The 18869-nt window shown below is 70.8% G+C and carries 17 protein-coding genes; 9 read left to right on the forward strand and 8 right to left on the reverse strand.

The genetic code is table 11. The features are described from left to right. Positions 1-14 precede the first annotated feature (14 nt). On the forward strand, positions 15-2417 hold the full coding sequence (locus ACIGXP_RS04815) for a galactose oxidase-like domain-containing protein (RefSeq protein WP_399764035.1): 2403 nt from the start codon (positions 15-17) through the stop codon (positions 2415-2417). On the opposite strand, the gene ACIGXP_RS04820 is transcribed toward ACIGXP_RS04815, so the two are convergent. From ACIGXP_RS04820 to ACIGXP_RS04835, 4 genes are all read right to left on the reverse strand, one after another. Then, entirely contained in the window at positions 2414-3136 is a 723-nt protein-coding gene (locus ACIGXP_RS04820) for a Mut7-C RNAse domain-containing protein (RefSeq protein WP_399764038.1), read from the reverse strand. The genes ACIGXP_RS04815 and ACIGXP_RS04820 overlap by 4 nt on opposite strands. Positions 3137-3169: 33 nt before the next feature. Further along, entirely contained in the window at positions 3170-3811 is a 642-nt protein-coding gene (locus tag ACIGXP_RS04825) for a TetR family transcriptional regulator (protein WP_363217307.1), read from the reverse strand. After that, positions 3808-5373: a DHA2 family efflux MFS transporter permease subunit gene (locus ACIGXP_RS04830; RefSeq protein WP_399764042.1), complete on the reverse strand. Its 1566-nt coding sequence runs from the start codon at positions 5371-5373 to the stop codon at positions 3808-3810. Before ACIGXP_RS04830 ends, ACIGXP_RS04825 begins: the two co-directional genes overlap by 4 nt. Positions 5374-5483: 110 nt before the next feature. Beyond that, entirely contained in the window at positions 5484-6197 is a 714-nt protein-coding gene (locus ACIGXP_RS04835; RefSeq protein WP_399764045.1) for a hemolysin III family protein, read from the reverse strand. A gap of 289 nt (positions 6198-6486) precedes the next feature. Between ACIGXP_RS04835 and ACIGXP_RS04840 the strand changes: the two genes are divergently transcribed. Together ACIGXP_RS04840 and ACIGXP_RS04845 are read left to right on the forward strand one after the other, a co-directional pair. After that, positions 6487-8307 carry a phosphoenolpyruvate carboxykinase (GTP) gene (locus tag ACIGXP_RS04840; protein ID WP_399764048.1) on the forward strand — a complete coding sequence of 607 codons (1821 nt, stop codon included), beginning with the start codon at positions 6487-6489 and terminating at the stop codon, positions 8305-8307. Positions 8308-8510: 203 nt separating this feature from the next. After that, positions 8511-8936 (forward strand): DUF3592 domain-containing protein, encoded by a 426-nt coding sequence (locus ACIGXP_RS04845; protein WP_363217303.1) that lies wholly within the window; start codon positions 8511-8513, stop codon positions 8934-8936. 84 nt (positions 8937-9020) lie between these two features. Here the strand turns inward: ACIGXP_RS04845 and ACIGXP_RS04850 are convergent, their stop codons facing one another. Both ACIGXP_RS04850 and ACIGXP_RS04855 read right to left on the reverse strand, forming a co-directional pair. Continuing rightward, positions 9021-9440 (reverse strand): hypothetical protein, encoded by a 420-nt coding sequence (locus ACIGXP_RS04850; RefSeq protein WP_363217302.1) that lies wholly within the window; start codon positions 9438-9440, stop codon positions 9021-9023. Between the two features lie 112 nt (positions 9441-9552). Next, positions 9553-10764: a pyridoxal phosphate-dependent aminotransferase gene (locus ACIGXP_RS04855; protein WP_363217301.1), complete on the reverse strand. Its 1212-nt coding sequence runs from the start codon at positions 10762-10764 to the stop codon at positions 9553-9555. A 125-nt stretch (positions 10765-10889) separates the two neighbouring features. Here ACIGXP_RS04855 and ACIGXP_RS04860 point away from each other — a divergent pair, with 125 nt between their 5' ends. From ACIGXP_RS04860 to ACIGXP_RS04870, 3 genes are all read left to right on the forward strand, one after another. Beyond that, positions 10890-11615 carry a hypothetical protein gene (locus tag ACIGXP_RS04860; RefSeq protein WP_399764052.1) on the forward strand — a complete coding sequence of 242 codons (726 nt, stop codon included), beginning with the start codon at positions 10890-10892 and terminating at the stop codon, positions 11613-11615. A gap of 96 nt (positions 11616-11711) precedes the next feature. Next, a complete protein-coding gene (locus tag ACIGXP_RS04865; protein WP_399764055.1) occupies positions 11712-12302 on the forward strand; it encodes a DUF1707 domain-containing protein in 591 nt (196 codons plus the stop codon). Positions 12303-12453: 151 nt separating this feature from the next. Next, positions 12454-13287 (forward strand): serine protease, encoded by an 834-nt coding sequence (locus ACIGXP_RS04870; protein ID WP_363217468.1) that lies wholly within the window; start codon positions 12454-12456, stop codon positions 13285-13287. A 6-nt stretch (positions 13288-13293) separates the two neighbouring features. Here the strand turns inward: ACIGXP_RS04870 and ACIGXP_RS04875 are convergent, their stop codons facing one another. Both ACIGXP_RS04875 and ACIGXP_RS04880 read right to left on the reverse strand, forming a co-directional pair. Next, positions 13294-14916, reverse strand: coding sequence for an amidohydrolase family protein (locus ACIGXP_RS04875; protein ID WP_399764059.1), 1623 nt, complete (start codon positions 14914-14916; stop codon positions 13294-13296). 24 nt (positions 14917-14940) lie between these two features. After that, positions 14941-16212: an amino acid deaminase gene (locus ACIGXP_RS04880; protein ID WP_399764062.1), complete on the reverse strand. Its 1272-nt coding sequence runs from the start codon at positions 16210-16212 to the stop codon at positions 14941-14943. A 184-nt stretch (positions 16213-16396) separates the two neighbouring features. Here ACIGXP_RS04880 and ACIGXP_RS04885 point away from each other — a divergent pair, with 184 nt between their 5' ends. The 3 genes from ACIGXP_RS04885 to ACIGXP_RS04895 are packed head-to-tail and all read left to right on the forward strand — an operon-like array spanning position 16397 to position 18747. Continuing rightward, on the forward strand, positions 16397-17530 hold the full coding sequence (locus tag ACIGXP_RS04885) for a sugar kinase (protein ID WP_399764843.1): 1134 nt from the start codon (positions 16397-16399) through the stop codon (positions 17528-17530). Then, complete coding sequence (locus ACIGXP_RS04890; protein ID WP_399764065.1) at positions 17527-18300, forward strand: IclR family transcriptional regulator; 774 nt, start codon at positions 17527-17529, stop codon at positions 18298-18300. The genes ACIGXP_RS04885 and ACIGXP_RS04890 overlap by 4 nt, the downstream gene beginning before the upstream one ends. Before the next feature lie 36 nt (positions 18301-18336). Continuing rightward, positions 18337-18747, forward strand: coding sequence for a RidA family protein (locus tag ACIGXP_RS04895; RefSeq protein ID WP_363217464.1), 411 nt, complete (start codon positions 18337-18339; stop codon positions 18745-18747). The last annotated feature ends 122 nt before the right edge of the window (positions 18748-18869 follow it).

Below are 18869 nucleotides of genomic sequence, written 5' to 3' on the forward strand. Positions count from 1 at the left end.
GCAAGGAGAGCCGTGTGAGCACGTACCGCAGACGGACCGCACTGGTCGGGGTGGGCGCCCTGACCGCCGGTCTGCTCCTCACCTCGCCGCAGAGCGCCGAGGCCGCCAACCTGATCAAGAATCCCGGGTTCGAGACCGCCGGCACCGGTGACATGCCGTACTGCTGGGAGAAAGCGGGCTGGGGCGACAACGACTTCACCTACGAGACCACCTCCGACGCGCACTCCGGTGCCAAGGCCATGAAGGTCACCCTGACCCGCCGGGTCGACGGCGACCGCAAGGCGATGTTCCTGGAGTCCGCCGACTGCGCGCCCGCGGTGAGCGTCGGCAAGCAGTACGACCTGGGGCTCTGGTACAAGACCACGACCCCGGACGCGAACGTCACCCTCTTCCGGCACGACAGCACGACGGGCTGGCAGTACTGGACCGACGTCAAGACCCTCCAGATGGCGTCGAGCTGGACCCCGGCCACGGTCCGCACCCCCGAGATACCGGCCGGCACCGACCGCATCACCTGGGGTGTCTCCGTCTACGGCACCGGATCGGCGACCACCGACGACTACACCATGGAGCAGGTCCCCGACCCGCTCCCGCCCGCCCGGTGCACGGGCACGGACGACCAGTGCGCGAACGGCAGTTGGTCCGTGCTGCCGACGCAGAACCCGGTCCGCTCCATGCACTCGGTCGTCCTCAACAACGGCAAGGTGCTGCTGATCGCCGGCTCGGGCAACAGCGAGGACGCCTTCAACGCGGGCACGTTCACCTCCGCGGTGTACGACCCGGCGACGGGCACCTACAAGGTCGTCCCCACACCGAAGGACATGTTCTGCGCCGGGCATGTGCAGCTGCAGGACGGCCGGGTGCTGGTGCTGAGCGGCAACAAGGCGTACCCGGTCGCGGGCGGGCACGGCTACGAGGGGTTCAAGGACTCGTACGTCTTCGACCCGAAGACAGAGACCTACACCAAGACCAACGACCTCAACGACGGCCACTGGTACCCGTCGGCCACCGAACTGGGCAACGGTGACGTCATCACCTTCGGCGGCCTGCGCGAGGACTCCACGGGTTCGGTGACCGCCGACCGCTGGTCGGACAAGGACCAGCAGTGGCTGCCGTCCTGGAAGGTCAACCAGACCTGGTCCTTCTGGGGCCTGTACCCGGCGATGGTCCTGATGCAGGACGGCCGCCTCTTCTACACGGGCAGCCATGTCTTCGGCAACAACATCCCCGGCACGGGTTCGGCGATCTACGACTACGACGCCAACACGATCACGCAGATCCCCGGCCTGCAGAACAAGGACCAGCGCGACCAGTCGGCGTCCGTGCTGCTGCCCCCCGCGCAGGACCAGAGGGTCCTCACCATCGGCGGCGGCAACATCGACTCCAACCCCGACGCGGGCCGCCTCACCGACGTGATCGACCTCAAGCAGGCCAACCCGTCGTACGTCGCCGGGCCGCCGCTCCCGCAGGGCACGGTCGACCTCGGCAGCGGCAAGGTCGCCGAGACCGGCAACCAGGGCAAGATGTACGTCTCCGCGGTCCTGCTGCCCGACGGCAAGGTGCTGGAGACCGGCGGCGCCCTGCACAACCGGGCCGACCCGGTGTACGAGTCCTCGGTCTACGACCCCGGCACCAACACCTTCGACCCCGTGGCCGCCGACCCCCAGTCCCGCGGCTACCACTCCACGGCCTTCCTGCTGCCCGACGGCCGGGTGATGGCCACCGGTGACAACCCGGGCAACGGCAGCTGGAACCGCAACGTGTCGATCTACACCCCGCCGTACCTCTACAAGGGCACGCGACCGACGATCACCTCGGTGATCAACCAGGAGTGGAAGTACGGCGACACCCAGCGGATCACCGTCGACCACCCCATCGCCAGGGCCGAGTTGATCCGGCCCGCCGCGGTCACCCACTCCTCCGACCCGAACCAGCGTTTCGTCGACCTGCCGCTGAGCGTGGACGGCAACAACGTCGACCTGAACGTGACGAACAACCCGAACATCGCCCCGCCCGGCTGGTACATGCTCTTCGCGGTCGACGCCAACGGCGTTCCCTCGGTGGCCAGGTGGGTGCACCTGACGGGCCCGGCGGCCCTCGGCGCCACCACCGCATCGCCGCACGTCCACGCCTTCGCCGACGCGCTGTCCGGCAAGGAGTCCGGCCCGGGGCAGAAGCGCACCTCGCAAGCGGTCAGCCCGACGATCTCCGGCTGCGACCGGCACTACGGCTCGGTCAACGTCTGTGTGCCGACGGTCTTCCCGCCCAAGGTGAAGAAGACGGCGGCGGCGCGCTGCACCTGGCTCAAGCAGAACCACTACGGCCGGCTGAAGGTCAACGGCGGCGACGACCCGCTGGGCCTGGACCGGAACCGGAACGGCATCGCCTGTGAGAAGAGGGATACGAGCAGGCGCTAACCATGCTCCGTCAGGGCGCGCTCCACGATCGCTTCCAGCTGGTCGTGGTGCGCGCCCTTCCAGTAGGCGCGACCGCATTCCGTGCACTGGGCGAAGACGTCGTACGAGCGTTGCGTGCCGTGCTTGAGCTGCCCGGCGACCTCCTCCTTGGTGGCTTGCCTGAGCAGGCCGTTGCAGGCGGTGCAGCGGGTCCAGGGGTTCAGGGCGGGGGCGAACCGGTCGAGGACGTCGTGCAGCTGGTCGTCGGGGCGGGTGCTGTAGACGAAGGCGCCGGCCCACAGTTCGCGGCGGCGCAGGAGCCCTCGGTCGCGGCTGAGCATCACCCGCTGCTCCGACGCCGAGCGCGCGGCCAGCGCCGGGTCGCCGATGTCCGTCGACTCGTACGCCGTGTCCACACCGAGCAGCCGGAGGCGGCGGGCGAGGGTGCCCAGGTGCACGTCGAGGAGGAAGCGGAGCGGGGCGCCGGGGACCTGCTGGGGGCGGGTGACGGGCTGGACCAACACCGTCTCGCCCGCCGCCGGGATGTGCGAGACAGGTACTTCACGGCCGTCCACGACCAGTGCGCCGACCTCGGTCAGCGGGACGCCGAGGGACTCGATGACATGGCCGAGCGTCGAGACGCCGTCCGTGCCGAGCGGCGTGGCGCCGCCCCGTCGGGCGGCCGGCACGAACAGATGGAGCGCGGGGGCGACTTCGACGTGGATCTCGGGTCGGTTCACCCCGTCAGGATCGCACGGGGGGCCGCCCGGACCTCAGCGGTTTTCGGTGGGCAGGCCGTGTTCCAGGACCGTGAGGGCGCGTTCCATGAGGTCGCCCAGGTCGCCCTCCTGGTCGTGCTCGCCCCAGTACATGTTGGCCTCCATGAGCCCGGCGATGACGGACATGGAGTAGACCCGCACCTCAAGGCTGTCCGGGTCGTGGCCCGTGCGGTCCGCGATGGCCCGGCGGAGCAGGACACTGGTGCTCGCCATGCTCTCGAACACCCGGGAGCGGACGGCGGGGACCTCGACTCCGAGACGCGTCCGCAGCCGGAGCACCTCGGGGTCGTCGTGCATCAGGCCGGCGAGCGACGCGCGCATGACGTACCGCAGCGACTCCAGCAGCGGCTCGTCCGCCGGGCGGGCCCGCAGTTCCTCCGCCATCAGGTGGTCGTACTCGTCGGTGAGGACGATGTCCTCCTTGGTCGGGAAGTACCGGAAGACGGTCGACGGCGACACCTCGGCCCGCTCGGCGATCTGGTCGACGGTCGTGGCGTCGTACCCCTGCTCCCTGATCAGTTCGTATGTCGCGGTGCGGATCGCCTCACGGGTCTTGATCTTCTTGCGCTCGCGCAGACCCAGTTGCGGGCGGTCGGCGGGGGAGAGGGGGGAACGTGCGGCCGTCATGGGGGTCATTGTCGGGCATCCTCCCGCGGGGCGACCACGTCGGGGGCGGCGGCCTCCGCGGGCCCGGCCGCCGTCGTCCCGGGCAGGAAGGCCGCCGCCAGCAGTGCGGAGACCAGGGCGGCGGCACCGCACACCAGCAGCACGACGGTCATGCCGTGGACGTACGCACCGTTCGCGGAGGCGGCGAGGTGGGCGGAGTGGGCCTTCTCGGCGATCAGACGGGCGGCGACGACCGAGTCCCCCGCGGTGTCGGCGGCCTTCGCGGGCAGCCCGGTGACGTCCAGGCGGTCCCGGAAGGTGTCGGCCAGCAGGCTGCCGAGCAGGGCGATGCCGATCGCGGAGCCCACCTGGCGCAGGGTCATCAGCAGTCCGGAGCCGCTGCCGGCCCGGTCCCGGGGCAGGGTGCCGAGCGCGCCCGTCATGGCCGGTACGAGGGCGAAGCCGAAGCCCAGTCCGGCGGTGGTGAGCCACAGTGCGGTGAAGCCGTAGCCGGAGCCGGTCGTCGTACGGCTGCCGAGGAAGGCGGCGAAGGCCAGCACCACCAGGCCCGCGCTGACCGGGGCACGCGCGCCGAAACGGGCGGCGACCGGCGGGGCGAGCTTCGCGGCGACGGACAGGCCGAGAACCATCGGCAGCATCCGTACGCCGGTGCCGAGCGTGTCGTTGCCGAGGACGGCCTGGAGGTAGGCCGGCAGGACGAACATCAGGCCGGACAGCACGAACATCACGAGGGTCGCGGCGACGGCGTTGAGCAGGAAGCCGCGCCGGGCGAGCAGGGTGAGGTCCAGCATGGGGCGCCGGACCCGGCGCGAGCGCAGCACGAGCGCGGCGATGAGAGCCGCGGACCCGGCGAACAGAGCGAGGACCAGTGGGTCGTCCCAGCCGCGGTCGGAGGCCTCGGTGGTCGCGTAGACCAGGGCCCCCAGCCCGGCGGTGGTGAACACGGTGGACAGCGCGTCGACCGTGGGGGAGTGCGGGTCACGGGTCTCGGGGAGCAGCAGGACGCAGGCGAGGATGCCGATGGCGACCATCGGGATGTTGATCAGGAAGACCGATCCCCACCAGTAGTGGTCGAGCAGCCAGCCGCCGATGATCGGTCCCAGCGGCATGCCCAGGGCGCTGCCGGTGGAGACCAGGCCGATGGCCTTGCCCTGCTCCTGCGGCGTGAACAGCGAGGGCAGCACGGACATCGCCAGTGGAGTGATGAACGCGGCGCCGAGGCCCATGACGGCGCGGGCGGCGATCACCACGTCCACATCCCCGGCCAGTGCACCGAGCAGCGAGCCCGCCAGGAAGACCATGAGTCCCGCGATCAGCATCCGGCGCCGCCCGAACCGGTCCCCGAGCAGTCCGGCCGGGAGCATCAGCGCGGCGAACACGACGACGTACGCGTCCGCCATCCACTGCTGTTGGCCCGTCGTGGCGCCGAGCTGCCCGGCCATCGTCGGCAGGGCCACGTTGAGGATCGTCATGTCGAAGCCGAGCACCAGCATGCTCGCGACCAGGGCCCCGAGGGCCCACCAGCGGCGGGAGTCGTGCCGCGGCTCATCGACGTGCGTGACAGTAACCATGAAATGAAAGTAACTCTCAAAAACATGCGACTGTCAATGGCGATCTGGTGTCAGGCGCACGAAAACGGCCACGGCTGGTGAGCCGTGGCCGGGAAGGGATGGGTTGCGGGTTACGCGTGCTGGTACGCCACCAGCGAGATGCCGACGTAGTGGACCACGAAGGCGGCCAGCGTGAGGGAGTGGAAGACCTCGTGGAAGCCGAACCAGCGCGGCGACGGGTTCGGCCGCTTGATGCCGTAGATCACGCCGCCGGCGCTGTAGAGCAGGCCGCCGACGACCACCAGGACCAGCACCGCGATGCCGCCGGTGCGCAGGAAGTCGGGCAGGAAGAAGACGGCCGCCCAGCCCATCGCGATGTAGCAGGGCGTGTAGAGCCAGCGCGGGGCGCCGACCCAGAAGACCCGGAAGACGATGCCGGCCGCGGCGGCGGCCCAGATGCCCCACAGCAGCCACTGGCCCTTCCCGCCGGGAAGGAGCAGCAGGGTCAGCGGAGTGTAGGTGCCCGCGATGATCAGGAAGATGTTGGCGTGGTCCAGGCGGCGCAGGACGCCGTCCATCCGGGGGCTCCAGTTTCCCCGGTGGTACAGCGCGCTGATGCCGAAGAGCAGACAGGCCGTCAGGACGTAGATCCCGCAGGCGATACGGCCTCTGGTGGAGTCGGCGAGGGCGGTGAGGACGAGGCCCGCGATGAGCACGGCCGGAAACATGCCGAGGTGCAGCCAGCCGCGGAGCCTGGGCTTGACCGGATGCGGCAAGGAGAGCGCTACGGGGCCGCGGCCGCTGGCCGGCGTCTCCGTGGGCGCGTCGGGAGCGGACGCAGTCATGCGGGGCATGGTACCTACGGCGCCGTAAGTCGGGAATCAGTGAGGCTCTTGGTCGATCGAACGCAAAAAGACCTTCAGGTGACGCAAACCTGGACGTAAAGGAAACGTAAACGGCGCTGGAAACCGTGGCCTTCCTCACGTGCTCACCTGTGAGGTCCCCTGGACATATGGGCACTCGTGTCGGATACGATCAAATGAGTGCAGTCGGCACCGGATGAGCAGCACAGAAGCGTCCGGGTCGCAGCCCCCACGGGGCCACAAGGACAAAATCCCTCACTTAGGAGCAACCGTGGCGCGCGACAACTCGGCTTCCAGCGTTCCCACCCATCACCAGGAACTGATCTCGTGGGTCGACGAGATCGCCGAACTGACGCAGCCGGACAGCGTGGTCTGGTGTGACGGCTCCGAGGCCGAGTACGACCGGCTGTGTGCAGAGCTGGTGGCCAAGGGCACCTTCAAGAGGCTCGACCCGATCAAGCGCCCGAACTCCTACTACGCCGCTTCCGACCCGACCGACGTCGCCCGCGTCGAGGACCGGACCTTCATCTGCTCCGAGAAGGAGGAGGACGCCGGCCCGACCAACCACTGGAAGGCGCCCGCCGAGATGCGGGAGATCTTCAGCGGTGAGAAGGGCCTGTTCCGCGGCTCCATGCGGGGCCGCACCATGTACGTCGTCCCGTTCTGCATGGGTCCGCTGGGCTCGCCGCTGTCCGCGATCGGCGTGGAGATCACCGACTCCGCCTACGTCGCCGTCTCCATGCGCACGATGACGCGCATGGGCCAGGCCGTCCTGGACGAGCTCGGTGACAGCGGCTTCTTCGTCAAGGCCGTCCACTCCCTCGGCGCCCCGCTGGAGGAGGGCCAGGACGACGTTCCGTGGCCGTGCAACTCCACGAAGTACATCTCCCACTTCCCCGAGGACCGCGAGATCTGGTCCTACGGCTCCGGCTACGGCGGCAACGCCCTGCTCGGCAAGAAGTGCTACGCCCTGCGCATCGCCTCCGTCATGGCGCGTGACGAGGGCTGGCTGGCCGAGCACATGCTGATCCTCAAGCTCACCCCGCCGCAGGGCGAGGCCAAGTACGTCGCCGCCGCCTTCCCGAGCGCCTGCGGCAAGACCAACCTCGCCATGCTGGAGCCCACGATCTCCGGCTGGACCGTGGAGACCATCGGCGACGACATCGCCTGGATGCGCTTCGGCGAGGACGGCCGCCTGTACGCGATCAACCCCGAGGCCGGCTTCTTCGGTGTCGCGCCCGGCACCGGTGAGCACACCAACGCCAACGCGATGAAGACGCTGTGGGGCAACGCGGTCTTCACCAACGTCGCGCTCACCGACGACGGTGACGTGTGGTGGGAGGGCATGACCGAGGAGCCCCCGGCCCACCTCACCGACTGGAAGGGCAACGACTGGACGCCGGCGTCCGAGACCCCGGCCGCCCACCCCAACGCCCGCTTCACGGTTCCCGCGTCCCAGTGCCCGATCATCGCGCCGGAGTGGGAGGACCCCAAGGGCGTGCCGATCTCGGCGATCCTCTTCGGCGGCCGGCGTGCCAGCGCGGTGCCGCTGGTGACGGAGTCCTTCGACTGGAACCACGGTGTCTTCCTCGGTGCCAACGTGGCCTCCGAGAAGACCGCCGCCGCCGAGGGCAAGGTCGGCGAGCTGCGCCGCGACCCGTTCGCGATGCTGCCGTTCTGCGGCTACAACATGGGCGACTACATGGGCCACTGGGTCGACGTCGCCAAGGGCAAGGACCAGTCCAAGCTGCCGAAGATCTACTACGTCAACTGGTTCCGCAAGAACGACGAGGGCAAGTTCGTCTGGCCGGGCTTCGGCGAGAACTCCCGTGTCCTGAAGTGGATCGTGGAGCGGCTGGACGGCAAGGCCGAGGGCGTCGAGACCCCGATCGGCGTGCTGCCGGCCAAGGGCGCGCTGGACACCAAGGGCCTCGAACTGTCCGAGTCGGACATGGACTTCCTGCTCACGGTCGACAAGGAGGTCTGGCGCGAGGAGGCCGCCCTGGTCCCCGAGCACCTCAACACCTTCGGCGACCACACCCCGAAGGAGCTGTGGGACCAGTACCGCGCGCTGGTGGAGCGCCTGGGCTGAACCGCCCGCTGAAGACTCCACGGCCGGTCCGGATGCCCTGACCAGCGATCGTCACGGCCGGCCGTGGTGACCACCCACCGGGGCCCCGCACAAAGGCGTGCGGGGCCCCGGCTTCATCGGTGCCGTGCAGAGCCCCGCCCGAGCGGGGCCACTGCCGCCCCCTCCGTCGCAACCGACAGCCGGGCGCACGCGTCGCGTAACACGTGGAACGCGAATGGCTCTTCTCTCTCATCCCTCTGACGATCGGCGTGCTCTCCCTCGGCTTCGGCCTGTACGGCCTCCGCCTCGCCGGCACGCTTCGCCGCGTGGGTGTCACCGCCGAGGCCCGGGTCGTCCGCCACGATGTCAGGCGGGACGACGAGGGCGCCACGTTCTACCACCTGGTCGTGGCCTGGACGGCACAGGACGGGCGCACGTGCGAGTACTCCTCCAGGTTCGGACGCGGAGTCGTCGCCCACAACTTCCGTGTGGGGTCGTACGTCGTGGTCCGATACGACCCGCAGGCCCCGCACCGGTTTGCGGTCGAGGGCTGGGACATGAGGGCGGTCGACCTGCTGTTCACCGTGCTGGGGGCGGTGTTCACGGTGGGCACGGTGACGGCTTTGCTCGTCCGGCTGCTCACCCTTTGACCAAGCCGACGCGGTGTGTGGCGCCCGGTCCGCGCGTCGCTGCGGGTGCACGCGGACCGGGGCCGATCGGGGGACCCTGCGGGGTCAGGCGGTGGTGCTCAGTTCCTTCGGCTCCGACAGTGCGTCGGTGTGCGCGTCCATCCGCTCGGCGGCGAGGATCGCCGCCGCCGTGTCGGCGCGCGAGGCGGCGACCACGAGCGCGCGGCCGGCGAGGGCGTGCGCGCGCTGGTGCAGCGCCATGGCGTCGCCGGACGCGGACGGCGCCGCGCGCAGCGGGCTGCGTCCGCCCCGCAGCCGGGCCACCTGGTCGGCGAGCCGCTCCGCGGCGGTCTCCAGATCGGCCGACGGAGTCAGTGCCCGCAGTTCGTCGGTCACGGCGAGCAGCGCGGCGAGGTGTCCGGCGAGCTGGATGTCCAGCTCCTCCTCGCGCGACCGGTGGGGGAAGTCGGAGGGGGTGCCGGCCATCGTGCTGTGCACCGACTTGGTGCGGATCGGTTCGTACATGAGTGATGGCCTCCTGTGCTCTGACAGGAAGCCATCCTAGCTTGGATTTCGTCTAAAGTTGAGTCGTGTCACGGAATGGAGTCCGTCGGCTACGGCCGGCTGCGTCCGTCCGCTAAGGCTGGCTGTATCCGTCCAGGAAGTTCCCGATCCGGGTGATCGCGTCCCGGAGATCGCCGACCGTCGGCAGGGTGACCACACGGAAGTGGTCCGGCTCCGGCCAGTTGAAGCCCGTGCCCTGGACGACCATGATCTTCTCCTGGCGCAGCAGGTCCAGGACCATCCGCCGGTCGTCCTTGATCTTGAAGACCTGGGGGTCGAGGCGCGGGAAGAGATACAGCGCGCCCTTGGGTCGCACACAGCTCACGCCGGGAATCTGCGTCAGCAGCTCGTAGGCGGTGTCCACCTGCTCCTTCAGCCGGCCGCCCGGCAGCACCAGGTCGTTGATCGACTGGCGTCCGCTGAGCGCGGCGACCACCCCGTGCTGTCCCGGCATGTTCGCGCACAGGCGCATGTTCGCCAGGATCGTCAGGCCCTCGATGTAGGAGTCGGCGTGGGCGCGCGGGCCGGAGACCGCCATCCAGCCGACCCGGTAGCCGGCCACCCGGTACGCCTTCGACATGCCGTTGAAGGTGAGGGTGAGCAGGTCGGGGGCGACCTTGGCGGTCGGGGTGTGGGTGGCGCCGTCGTAGAGGATCTTGTCGTAGATCTCGTCGGAGCACACCAGCAGGTTGTGCCGGCGGGCGATGTCGGTGAGCCCCCTGAGCATCGCCTCGTCGTACACGGCCCCCGTCGGATTGTTCGGGTTGATGATCACGATCGCCTTGGTGCGGTCGGTGACCTTGCGTTCGACGTCGGCGAGGTCCGGCATCCAGTCGGACTGTTCGTCGCAGCGGTAGTGCACCGCCGTACCGCCGGAGAGGGAGACGGCCGCCGTCCACAAGGGGTAGTCCGGGGCCGGTACGAGGACCTCGTCGCCGTCGTCGAGAAGCCCCTGCATGGCCATCACGATCAGCTCGGAGACTCCGTTGCCGATGAAGACGTGCTCGACGTCCGTCTCGATGCCGAGGGTCTGGTTGTGCATGACGACCGCGCGGCGGGCGGCCAGCAGGCCCTTGGCGTCGCCGTAGCCGTGCGCGCTGGAGACATTGCGGAGGATGTCCTCCAGGATCTCCGGCGGGCACTCGAAGCCGAAGGCGGCCGGGTTGCCGGTGTTGAGCTTGAGAATGCGGTGCCCCGCCGCCTCCAGCCGCATGGCCTCTTCGAGAACCGGGCCCCGGATCTCGTAACAGACGTTGGCGAGCTTGGTCGACTGGATCACCTGCATGTCGTGAGCTTACGGCCCGGTAATGCCTCCTGGGTCGTGTTTTCCGACACGTGAGACGGAGAGGTTTGCCCGGATATCGCCGAAGGCTGTCTCAGCAGTCACTTGCGTCCCTACAATCCGCTGTCATGTCCACCGAACGGGAGCACCAGCCGTCGCCTCCGGCGCCGCCGAGCGTGTACCTCCGGCAGGCTCCGGCGCCGGCGTACGAGGAGTACGCCGACCCGGCCGCCGCACACGGCTGGCAGAGTGCCTACGACCAGACGCGCGAGCTGCCTTCGCTGCCCGAGCCGTACGGGCCCGACGAGCCCTACGAGTCCTACGCCCCCCATGAGCCGGTCGAGCCGTACGAGCCGTACGAGGCGGTACGGCCGGGTGCGGGGCGGGCCGCGCGGCGGCGCGCCGGGCGGCGCACGGGCGGCCGGCGGCGGGTGGCGGCCGTCGCCGGGGTGCTGGGCGTGGCCGGTGCGGTCGCGGTGATCGCCGCGGTGGCGGGCGGCTCCGATTCCGCGGCCCCGGACGGGTCCCGGCCGGCCGGCGGCGGGCGGGTCGCCGTCGGTGACTCGGCCTCCGCGAGCCCCCGCACGGACCACGGCTCCCCGGCCGCGACCGCCTCGACGGCCGTCGCCGGCTCCCCCTCGGCCGCGCCGCCCGGCTCGACGGCCTCCCCGGCCGTCCAGGCGTCCCGGTCGACCGGCGCCCCGGACAGCGCCCCGACCGCCGTGACCTCCGCTCCACCCGCCCCCACTCCCACGCCCACACCCACCACGACGACGGCCGGCCCGGCCGACTCCACGTCGGCCTTCCCCGCCGGCCGGGGGCACGGTCACGGCACCACCAAACGCCCCCGCTGACCGCCCGAGGTCATTTTCGCGCCAACTCTGTTTCCCGCCGGGACACTCGGCCTGCCGCCGGGCGGTACGGCGTGCCGGTCGTGCGAGAGTTGCCGCATGACCGAGCACCCCTCTCCCGCGGAGCAGTCGCCGTCGGCTCCTGACACGCTTGCCTCCGAGGAGGACCGCGAGCGTGCCGTCGAGCGGGTGCGGGCCGCCGCAGCCGACGGCCGCCTGCCGCTGGGTGAGTTGGACGACCGCCTGGGCCGGGTCCACAGCGCCCGGACGCTCGGTGAGCTGGCGGTCGCGACGCGCGGCCTGCCGGAACCGGGGCCCAGGGACTGCCTGGTGGTGGACCGGCCGCCCACCTCCCGTTTCGCGCTGGGCATGTTCGGCGGTTTCCACCGCGACGGCGAGTGGGTCGTTCCGTCCAGGTTCACCGCCTGGTCCATGTGGGGCGGCGGCCGGCTCGATCTGACCGAGGCCCGCTTCGCCGCCCAGGAGACCGTGATCCGGGCCGTCGCCCTGTGGGGAGGCACCGGGATCGTCGTCCCGGACGACATCGACGTCGAGGTCAGGGGCCTCGGGCTGTTCGGAGTGTTCCGCAGGCGCGGCGCCCGCAAGCCCGGCAGGCCGGGCGCCCCGCGTGTCGTCATCAAGGGTCTCGCCCTGTTCGGGGCTGTTGTCGCCAAACCGCCCCGGAAATAGCCGAGTTGCCCGGAGCGGGAGGCCGAGGGAAACCCCTATGACCTGACGCGGCTCCTTGTTCGCACCCCTCCCGGGCATTGAGAATGCGCATGACAAATGAAGGGCGGCCGGAAGACATCCGGTCGCCCAAGTCGTCAGAGGGGACCCCCACATGAACAAGCCTCTCCTTGCCGCACTCTCCTCCGTGGCCCTGATCGGACTGGGCGCCGCCCCCGCGGTCGCCGCACCGCACACCGTCGTCAAGCCCAAGGTGACCGTCAACTTCGCCGGCACCGTCGCGCTCAGCAACTGCTCCGGCTCCGTCATCCGCTTCCCCAACTCCGCGGACACCGACCCGGCGCTCGTGCTCACCAACGGCCACTGCCTGGAGACCGGCTTCCCCGAGCCCGGCGAGGTCATCACCGGTCAGTCCTCCAGTCGCAGCTTCGGCCTGCTCAACGCAAGCGGCAGCAAGGTCGCCACCCTCCGTGCCAACCAGGTCGTCTACTCGACCATGACGGACACGGACGTCACGATCTACCGCACCACCACCACGTACGCGGCGATCAAGAACTCCTACGGCATCTCCCCGCTCACCCTCCAGGACACGCACCCGACCGCCGGCACCGCCATCAAGGTGGTCTCCGGCTACTGGAAGCGCACCTACAGCTGCAGCATCGACGGGTTCGTGTACCGGCTGAAGGAGGGCGACTGGACCTGGAAGGACTCGGTCCGTTACACCTCCTCCTGCAACACCATCGGCGGCACCTCGGGCTCCCCGGTGATCGACACCGCCACCGGCAAGGTCGTCGCGGTCAACAACACCGGCAACGAGGACGGCGAGCGCTGCACCGAGAACAACCCCTGCGAGGTCGACGAGAGCGGCAACGTCACCGTCCGACAGGGCATCAACTACGCCGAGGAGACGTACACCATCCCGGCCTGCTTCACCACCGGCAACAAGCTCGACCTCAGCGCGGCCGGCTGCACCCTGCCCAAGCCGTAAGGGCCCTCACACCGGGGTGCGGCGGACGGACCGGCCCGCGAGCACGTCCGTCCGCTTCCCGTCCTCGATGACGAACCGGCCGTCGACGAGGACGTGCGGGATCCCCGTGGGAAGCGTGCGGGGCTCGGCGAAGGTCGCGCCGGACGCCACCGTCTCCGGGTCGAACAGCACCAGATCGGCCCGGTATCCCTCGCGCACCAGCCCCCGGTCCGGCAGCCGCAGCCGGGCCGCGGGCCGGGACGTGAGGTGGGCGACGCACTCCTCCAGCGAGAGGATCCCCAACTCCCGCACGTAGTGGCCGAGATAGCGCGGGAAGGTGCCGTAGGCGCGCGGATGAGGCTTGTCACCCCGCAGGATGCCGTCGGAGCCGCCCGTGTGCGTGCGGTGCCGCATGATCGCGCGGACGTTCTCCTCGTGGCCGACGTGCTGGAGGACGGCCGTACCGAGCCGGTCCTCGATCAGCAGGCGGCGGGCCGTCTCCCAGGGGGGCTCGCCGTGCAGCGCCGCAGCCTCCCGGACGGTACGGCCCACGAGGGTGCCGAGCGCGGGATCGGTGACCCCGTGGGTGACTCCGGAGATCTCGATCGTCTCCCAGTCCACGGGTACGCCGTGGCAGCCGTCCGAGCCGGTCACCTCCAGGTCGTGCCGGATCCGTGCGGCCGTCGCCGGGTCGGTGAGGCGCGCCAGGACCTCCTCCGGGCCGCCCTCGCTCGCCCAGCTCGGCAGCAGCGCGGCCAGGGTGGTGCAGCCGGGCGTGTAGGGATAGGTGTCGAGGGTGATGTCCGCGCCCGCGTCCAGTGCTCGGTCCAGCAGGGCCAGCAGCTCCGGCGCCCGGCCCTCGTTCACACCGAAGTTCATCGTGGCGTGGGCCAGGTGCAGCGGACAGCCGGCCTCCCGCGCGAGGGCGATCATCTCGGCGTACGCCTCCAGCGCGCCGGCGCCGTAGGAGCGGTGGTGCGGGCAGTAGTAGCCGCCGTACGACGCCACCACCCGGCACAATCCGGTCAGTTCGGCGTCGGAGGCGTACATGCCGGGCGTGTACGTGAGCCCGGACGACAGCCCGACCGCGCCCTGCTCCATCCCCTGCGCGACCAACTGCCGCATCCGGTCCAGCTCTTCGGGGGTGGCCGCGCGGTCCTCCCAGCCGACGACGAGGGCGCGGACGGTGCCCTGGGGGACGAGGTAGGCCGCGTTGACGGCGATGCCCTGGTCGAGCCGGTCCAGGTACTCGCCGACCGACCGCCAGTCGAAGCCGATGTCGTCGCCGTACCCGTTCCACCCGGTGATCACCCGGCGCACCTCCTCCAGGGTGCGGTCGTCCACCGGCGCGTACGACAGCCCGTCCTGGCCGATGACCTCCAGCGTGACCCCCTGCGCCGCCTTCGCGCTGTGGTCGGGGTCGCGCAGCAGGGCGAGGTCGGAGTGGGCGTGCATGTCGATGAAGCCGGGGGAGAGGACCAGGCCCTCCGCGTCCAGCTCCCGCACGGCGCGCGGGCGCTGGCAGCCGGCCGCGGCGGCCTCCTTGACGATCGACACGATCCGGCCGCCGTCGATCACCACATCGGCCCGGTACGACGCGTCGCCGCTGCCGTCCACGACGTCGGCGTCCCGGATGACCAGGTCCTCCATGTCACGCCTCCCTTTGGCCGGTTCCTAGAAGAAGGTGCGGACGTAGTCGACGACCGTCCCGTCCGCCTCGGCCACCGGGATCAGCTGCCACTTGTCGAACGACGTGCACGGGTGGGACAGGCCCAGGCCGATCCAGTCGCCGACCTCGACGTCCGCGCCCGGTTCCGTGCGCAGCCAGGCGTGCTGGTCGGACAGGCCGGTCACGGTGATGCCGGTGGCCGGTCGCTCGACACCGTTCCGGCGTACCACCTGCGCGGTGGGCAGGTCCAGGTCGTGGGCGGCGTCGCGCTTGCCCGCGTTGGCGAAGGCCTGCTCGGGGGCGGGCCGGGAGACGACCTGCGCCCACAGCCGGAAGGCGGGCTCCAGCGCGCCCTCCTCGGGCACCCGGGTGAACGGGGTGAGCCTGCGGTAGTGCCCGTCGTCGTGCGAGACGTACGCCCCCGAGCGCAGCAGCTTCAGCACGGGCGCCGACAGCTCGGGGAGCTCGGCGAAGACCTCGGACACCGCGTCGAACCAGGCGCTGCCGCCCGCGCTGACGATGATCTCCTCGGCCTTCCCGAACCGTCCGCCCTTGTCGAGCTCGACGGCGAGCGCCACCAGCCGCCGCAGATACGACCGCACGCGCTCCGGGTCCGCGCGCGGAACCTCGCCCTCGTATCCCGCCACGCCCACGAGCCGCAGCGTCTCGGTCCGGGCCACCGCGGCGGCGACGGCCTGCGCCTCCGCCTCCGTGCGCACCCCGGTCCGGGCCCCGTCGCCCGCACCCAGCTCGACCACGACGTCCACGGGGCGGGTGGCGCCGCTGCCGCGCAGGGCGGTGTCCATCAGCTCGACGCCGCGCACCGAGTCGACGTAGCAGACGAACCGGAAGCCGGGGTCGGCGGCGAGTTCCGCGGCGATCCAGCGCAGCGCCGGGGCGTCCACCAGCTCATTGGCGAGAAAGACCCGCTGGATGCCGAACTCCCGGGCGACGCGGACCTGATGGGGCATCGCGAGGGTGATGCCCCAGGCGCCGTGCTCGATCTGGCGGTGGAAGAGCTGCGGGGCCATGGAGGTCTTGCCGTGCGGGGCGAAGGCGAGGCCGTGCCGGGCGGTGTACGTCTGCATGAGCGCCAGGTTGTGCGCGAGCCGCTCGGCGGACAGGACGAGGACGGGGGTGGGGAAGCCGCCCGTGAAGAGGTTGCGGCGCTGGGCGGCCAGCTCGCCGACGGTGTGTCCGGCGGCGTCCGGCGGGAGGCCCTTGAAGCGGTGGTCGACGCGTTCCTCGGCCAGCCGGGCGAGCGCTTCGGTGCTCATGGAGCCCCTCTCTGAGTCGTTGCATTCTCTGCAACGGTCATTGCATGTGTTGCTAACTGGTGTCTAGCATCTCGCCGACACCGGGTCAACGGAGCCGCTACCCGGTCATCGGACAGGAGTCATCATCAACGACGCTACTTACGTCTCGCCCGTTCCACACGACCACGCGGGTCTTGTGGAGACCGTGGACGTCGTGGCGCTCGGCGAGTCCATGGTCACCTTCCTGCCCGGCCGGCCGGGCCGCCTCGCGGACGTGCCCTCCTTCGACCGCGCGATCGGCGGTGCCGAGTCCAACGTGGCCTGCGTGCTGGCCGCCGCCGGCCACACCGCCCGCTGGGTCGGCCGGGTGGGCGCGGACGGCTTCGGTGACCATCTGGTGGAGCGCATCGCCGGGTACGGCGTCGACGTCTCCTCCGTGGAACGCGACCCGGCCCGCCCCACCGGCGTGTACTTCCGCACGGCCGGCGACCGGGGCACGGGCGCCCACGAGGTCGCCTACTACCGGGCGGGTTCGGCGGCGTCCGCGATGTCCGTGGCCGACGTGGACCTGGCGGTGGTGCGGGCCGGCCGAGTCCTGCACCTGTCCGGCATCACGGCTGCGCTGTCGGAGGACTGCCGCGCCCTGATGCACACCCTGACCGCACACCACCCGGGCCGCCCCCTCCTCTCCTTCGACGTCAACCACCGCCCGGCCCTGTGGCCCACCCCCGAGGCACCGCTGGTCCTGCTCGACCTGGCCCGGCGCGCCGACATCGTCTTCGTCGGCGAGGACGAGGCGGAGCATGCCTGGGGCGTCACGGGCGGCCCCGAAGCGATCAGAAGAGCACTGCCGGAGCCGGGGGTGCTGGTGGTGAAGCAGGGTCGGAGAGGGGCGACGGCATTCGAACGTGACCGGCCCGGGGGCGACCGGGGCGTGGGGGCGGAGGCGTGTGGCGAGCAGCCGGGTCGTTCGGGCGCGGACGTCAGGGGTGCCGCGCCGGTCGCCGCACAACCCACCCGCACGACCGCCACCCCACCGCGGGCCACCTTCGAACCCGCCCCGACCGTGGACGTCGTGGCGACCACCGGCGCCGGAGACGCCTTCGCCGCGGGTTTCCTGCACGGCACCCTCCGCAACCTCCCCCTCGCCACCCGCCTCCGGCTCGGCCACCTCTTCGCCGCCGCGACCCTCACCACCCCCGCCGACCTGGCCACCCCGCCCGCCCGCGACCACGCCGACCGCCTGAGCGCCCTGGACGACACCGCATGGGGGAGACTTCGACTCGCCCCCGGCTGGACGCAGGCCGAGTGGCACGAGGAGGAGGCGAACACCCCATGAGCCAGACCGTCGACCGCGCCCTGAGCATCCTGCCCCTGCTCGCAGAGGGCCCCGCCGACCTCGGCCAGGTCGCCGACCGCCTCGGCGTGCACAAATCCACGGCCCTGCGCCTCCTGCGCACCCTGCACGAGCACGGCCTGGTCTACCGTCAGTCCGACCAGCGCTACCGCCTCGGCGCCCGCCTCTTCGCCCTCGCCCAGGAGGCGATGGAGAACCTCGACATCCGCGAGATCGCCCACCCCCACCTCGTACGGCTGAACGAGAACTGCGGTCACACCGTGCACCTCGCCGTCTACGAGGAGGGCGAGGTCCTCTACATCGACAAGGTGGACAGCCGCTACCCCGTCCGCATGTACTCGCGGATCGGCAAGCCCGTCGCCATCACGGTCGCGGCCGTCGCGAAACTCCTCCTCGCCGACCTCCCCGAGCCCGAGCGCCGCGCCCTCGCGGACAAGCTCGACTACCCCCTCTACACGGCCCGTTCGACCCCGAACGCCGCTGCCTTCCTCAAGGAACTGGCCACGGTGCGCGAGCAGGGCTGGGCCACCGACCTCGGTGGCCACGAGGAGTCCATCAACTGTGTCGCCGCCCCGATCCGCGGCGCCGACGGCCGGGTGGTCGCCGCCATGTCGGTGTCCGCGCCGAACGTGGTCGTCACCGCCGAGGAACTCCTCACCCTGCTCCCGCAGGTCCGCCGTACCGCGGACGCGATCAGCGGCGAGTACTCCGGAAGAACGCCCGTGTCGGACCCCACGAAGGACCCCTCATGACCGAAAAGGACGCCCCATGACCGACAAGGACCCTGTATGACGGACAAGATCGCCCTCACCCCGAAGACCCACACCACCCCGCCCGCCAAGTTCTCCCACGGCGTGCGGAAGGGGAACATCCTCCAGGTCGCAGGCCAGGTCGGCTTCCTGCCCGCCGAGGACGGCAAGCCCCCGACGCCGGCTGGTCCCTCCTTGCGCGAGCAGACCCTCCAGACCCTCGCCAACGTCAGGGCGATCCTCGAAGAGGGCGGCGCGAGCTGGGACGACGTGATGATGATCCGCGTCTACCTGACGGACGTGGACCACTTCGCCGAGATGAACGACATCTACAACACCTACTTCGAGGAGCAGGGCCTCACCCAGCCGCCCGCCGCCCGGACGACGGTCTACGTCGGTCTCCCGGCCGGCCTCCTCATCGAGATCGACGCTCTCGCCGTACTCGGCTGAGCCGCTGACGATCCCTCACCTCCCGCACGTCCGTCGACGGTACGGCGGCCCCCGACCCCGGTCCGCCGCACCGCGATGCCCCCTGCCGGAAAGCACGATGCATTTACGAAGAGGACCCCCGT

Source organism: Streptomyces sp. NPDC053069, assembly GCF_044546895.1.
Lineage (GTDB): Bacteria > Actinomycetota > Actinomycetes > Streptomycetales > Streptomycetaceae > Streptomyces.

Coding starts and splice junctions, on each gene's coding strand:
- ACIGXP_RS04825 (WP_363217307.1), bottom strand. CDS start 3,811: ATGACCCCCATGACGGCCGCACGTTCCCCCCTCTCCCCCGCCGACCGC.
- ACIGXP_RS04830 (WP_399764042.1), bottom strand. CDS start 5,373: ATGGTTACTGTCACGCACGTCGATGAGCCGCGGCACGACTCCCGCCGC.
- ACIGXP_RS04835 (WP_399764045.1), bottom strand. CDS start 6,197: ATGACTGCGTCCGCTCCCGACGCGCCCACGGAGACGCCGGCCAGCGGC.
- ACIGXP_RS04850 (WP_363217302.1), bottom strand. CDS start 9,440: ATGTACGAACCGATCCGCACCAAGTCGGTGCACAGCACGATGGCCGGC.
- ACIGXP_RS04855 (WP_363217301.1), bottom strand. CDS start 10,764: ATGCAGGTGATCCAGTCGACCAAGCTCGCCAACGTCTGTTACGAGATC.
- ACIGXP_RS04860 (WP_399764052.1), top strand. CDS start 10,890: ATGTCCACCGAACGGGAGCACCAGCCGTCGCCTCCGGCGCCGCCGAGC.
- ACIGXP_RS04865 (WP_399764055.1), top strand. CDS start 11,712: ATGACCGAGCACCCCTCTCCCGCGGAGCAGTCGCCGTCGGCTCCTGAC.
- ACIGXP_RS04870 (WP_363217468.1), top strand. CDS start 12,454: ATGAACAAGCCTCTCCTTGCCGCACTCTCCTCCGTGGCCCTGATCGGA.
- ACIGXP_RS04875 (WP_399764059.1), bottom strand. CDS start 14,916: ATGGAGGACCTGGTCATCCGGGACGCCGACGTCGTGGACGGCAGCGGC.
- ACIGXP_RS04880 (WP_399764062.1), bottom strand. CDS start 16,212: ATGAGCACCGAAGCGCTCGCCCGGCTGGCCGAGGAACGCGTCGACCAC.
- ACIGXP_RS04890 (WP_399764065.1), top strand. CDS start 17,527: ATGAGCCAGACCGTCGACCGCGCCCTGAGCATCCTGCCCCTGCTCGCA.
- ACIGXP_RS04895 (WP_363217464.1), top strand. CDS start 18,337: ATGACGGACAAGATCGCCCTCACCCCGAAGACCCACACCACCCCGCCC.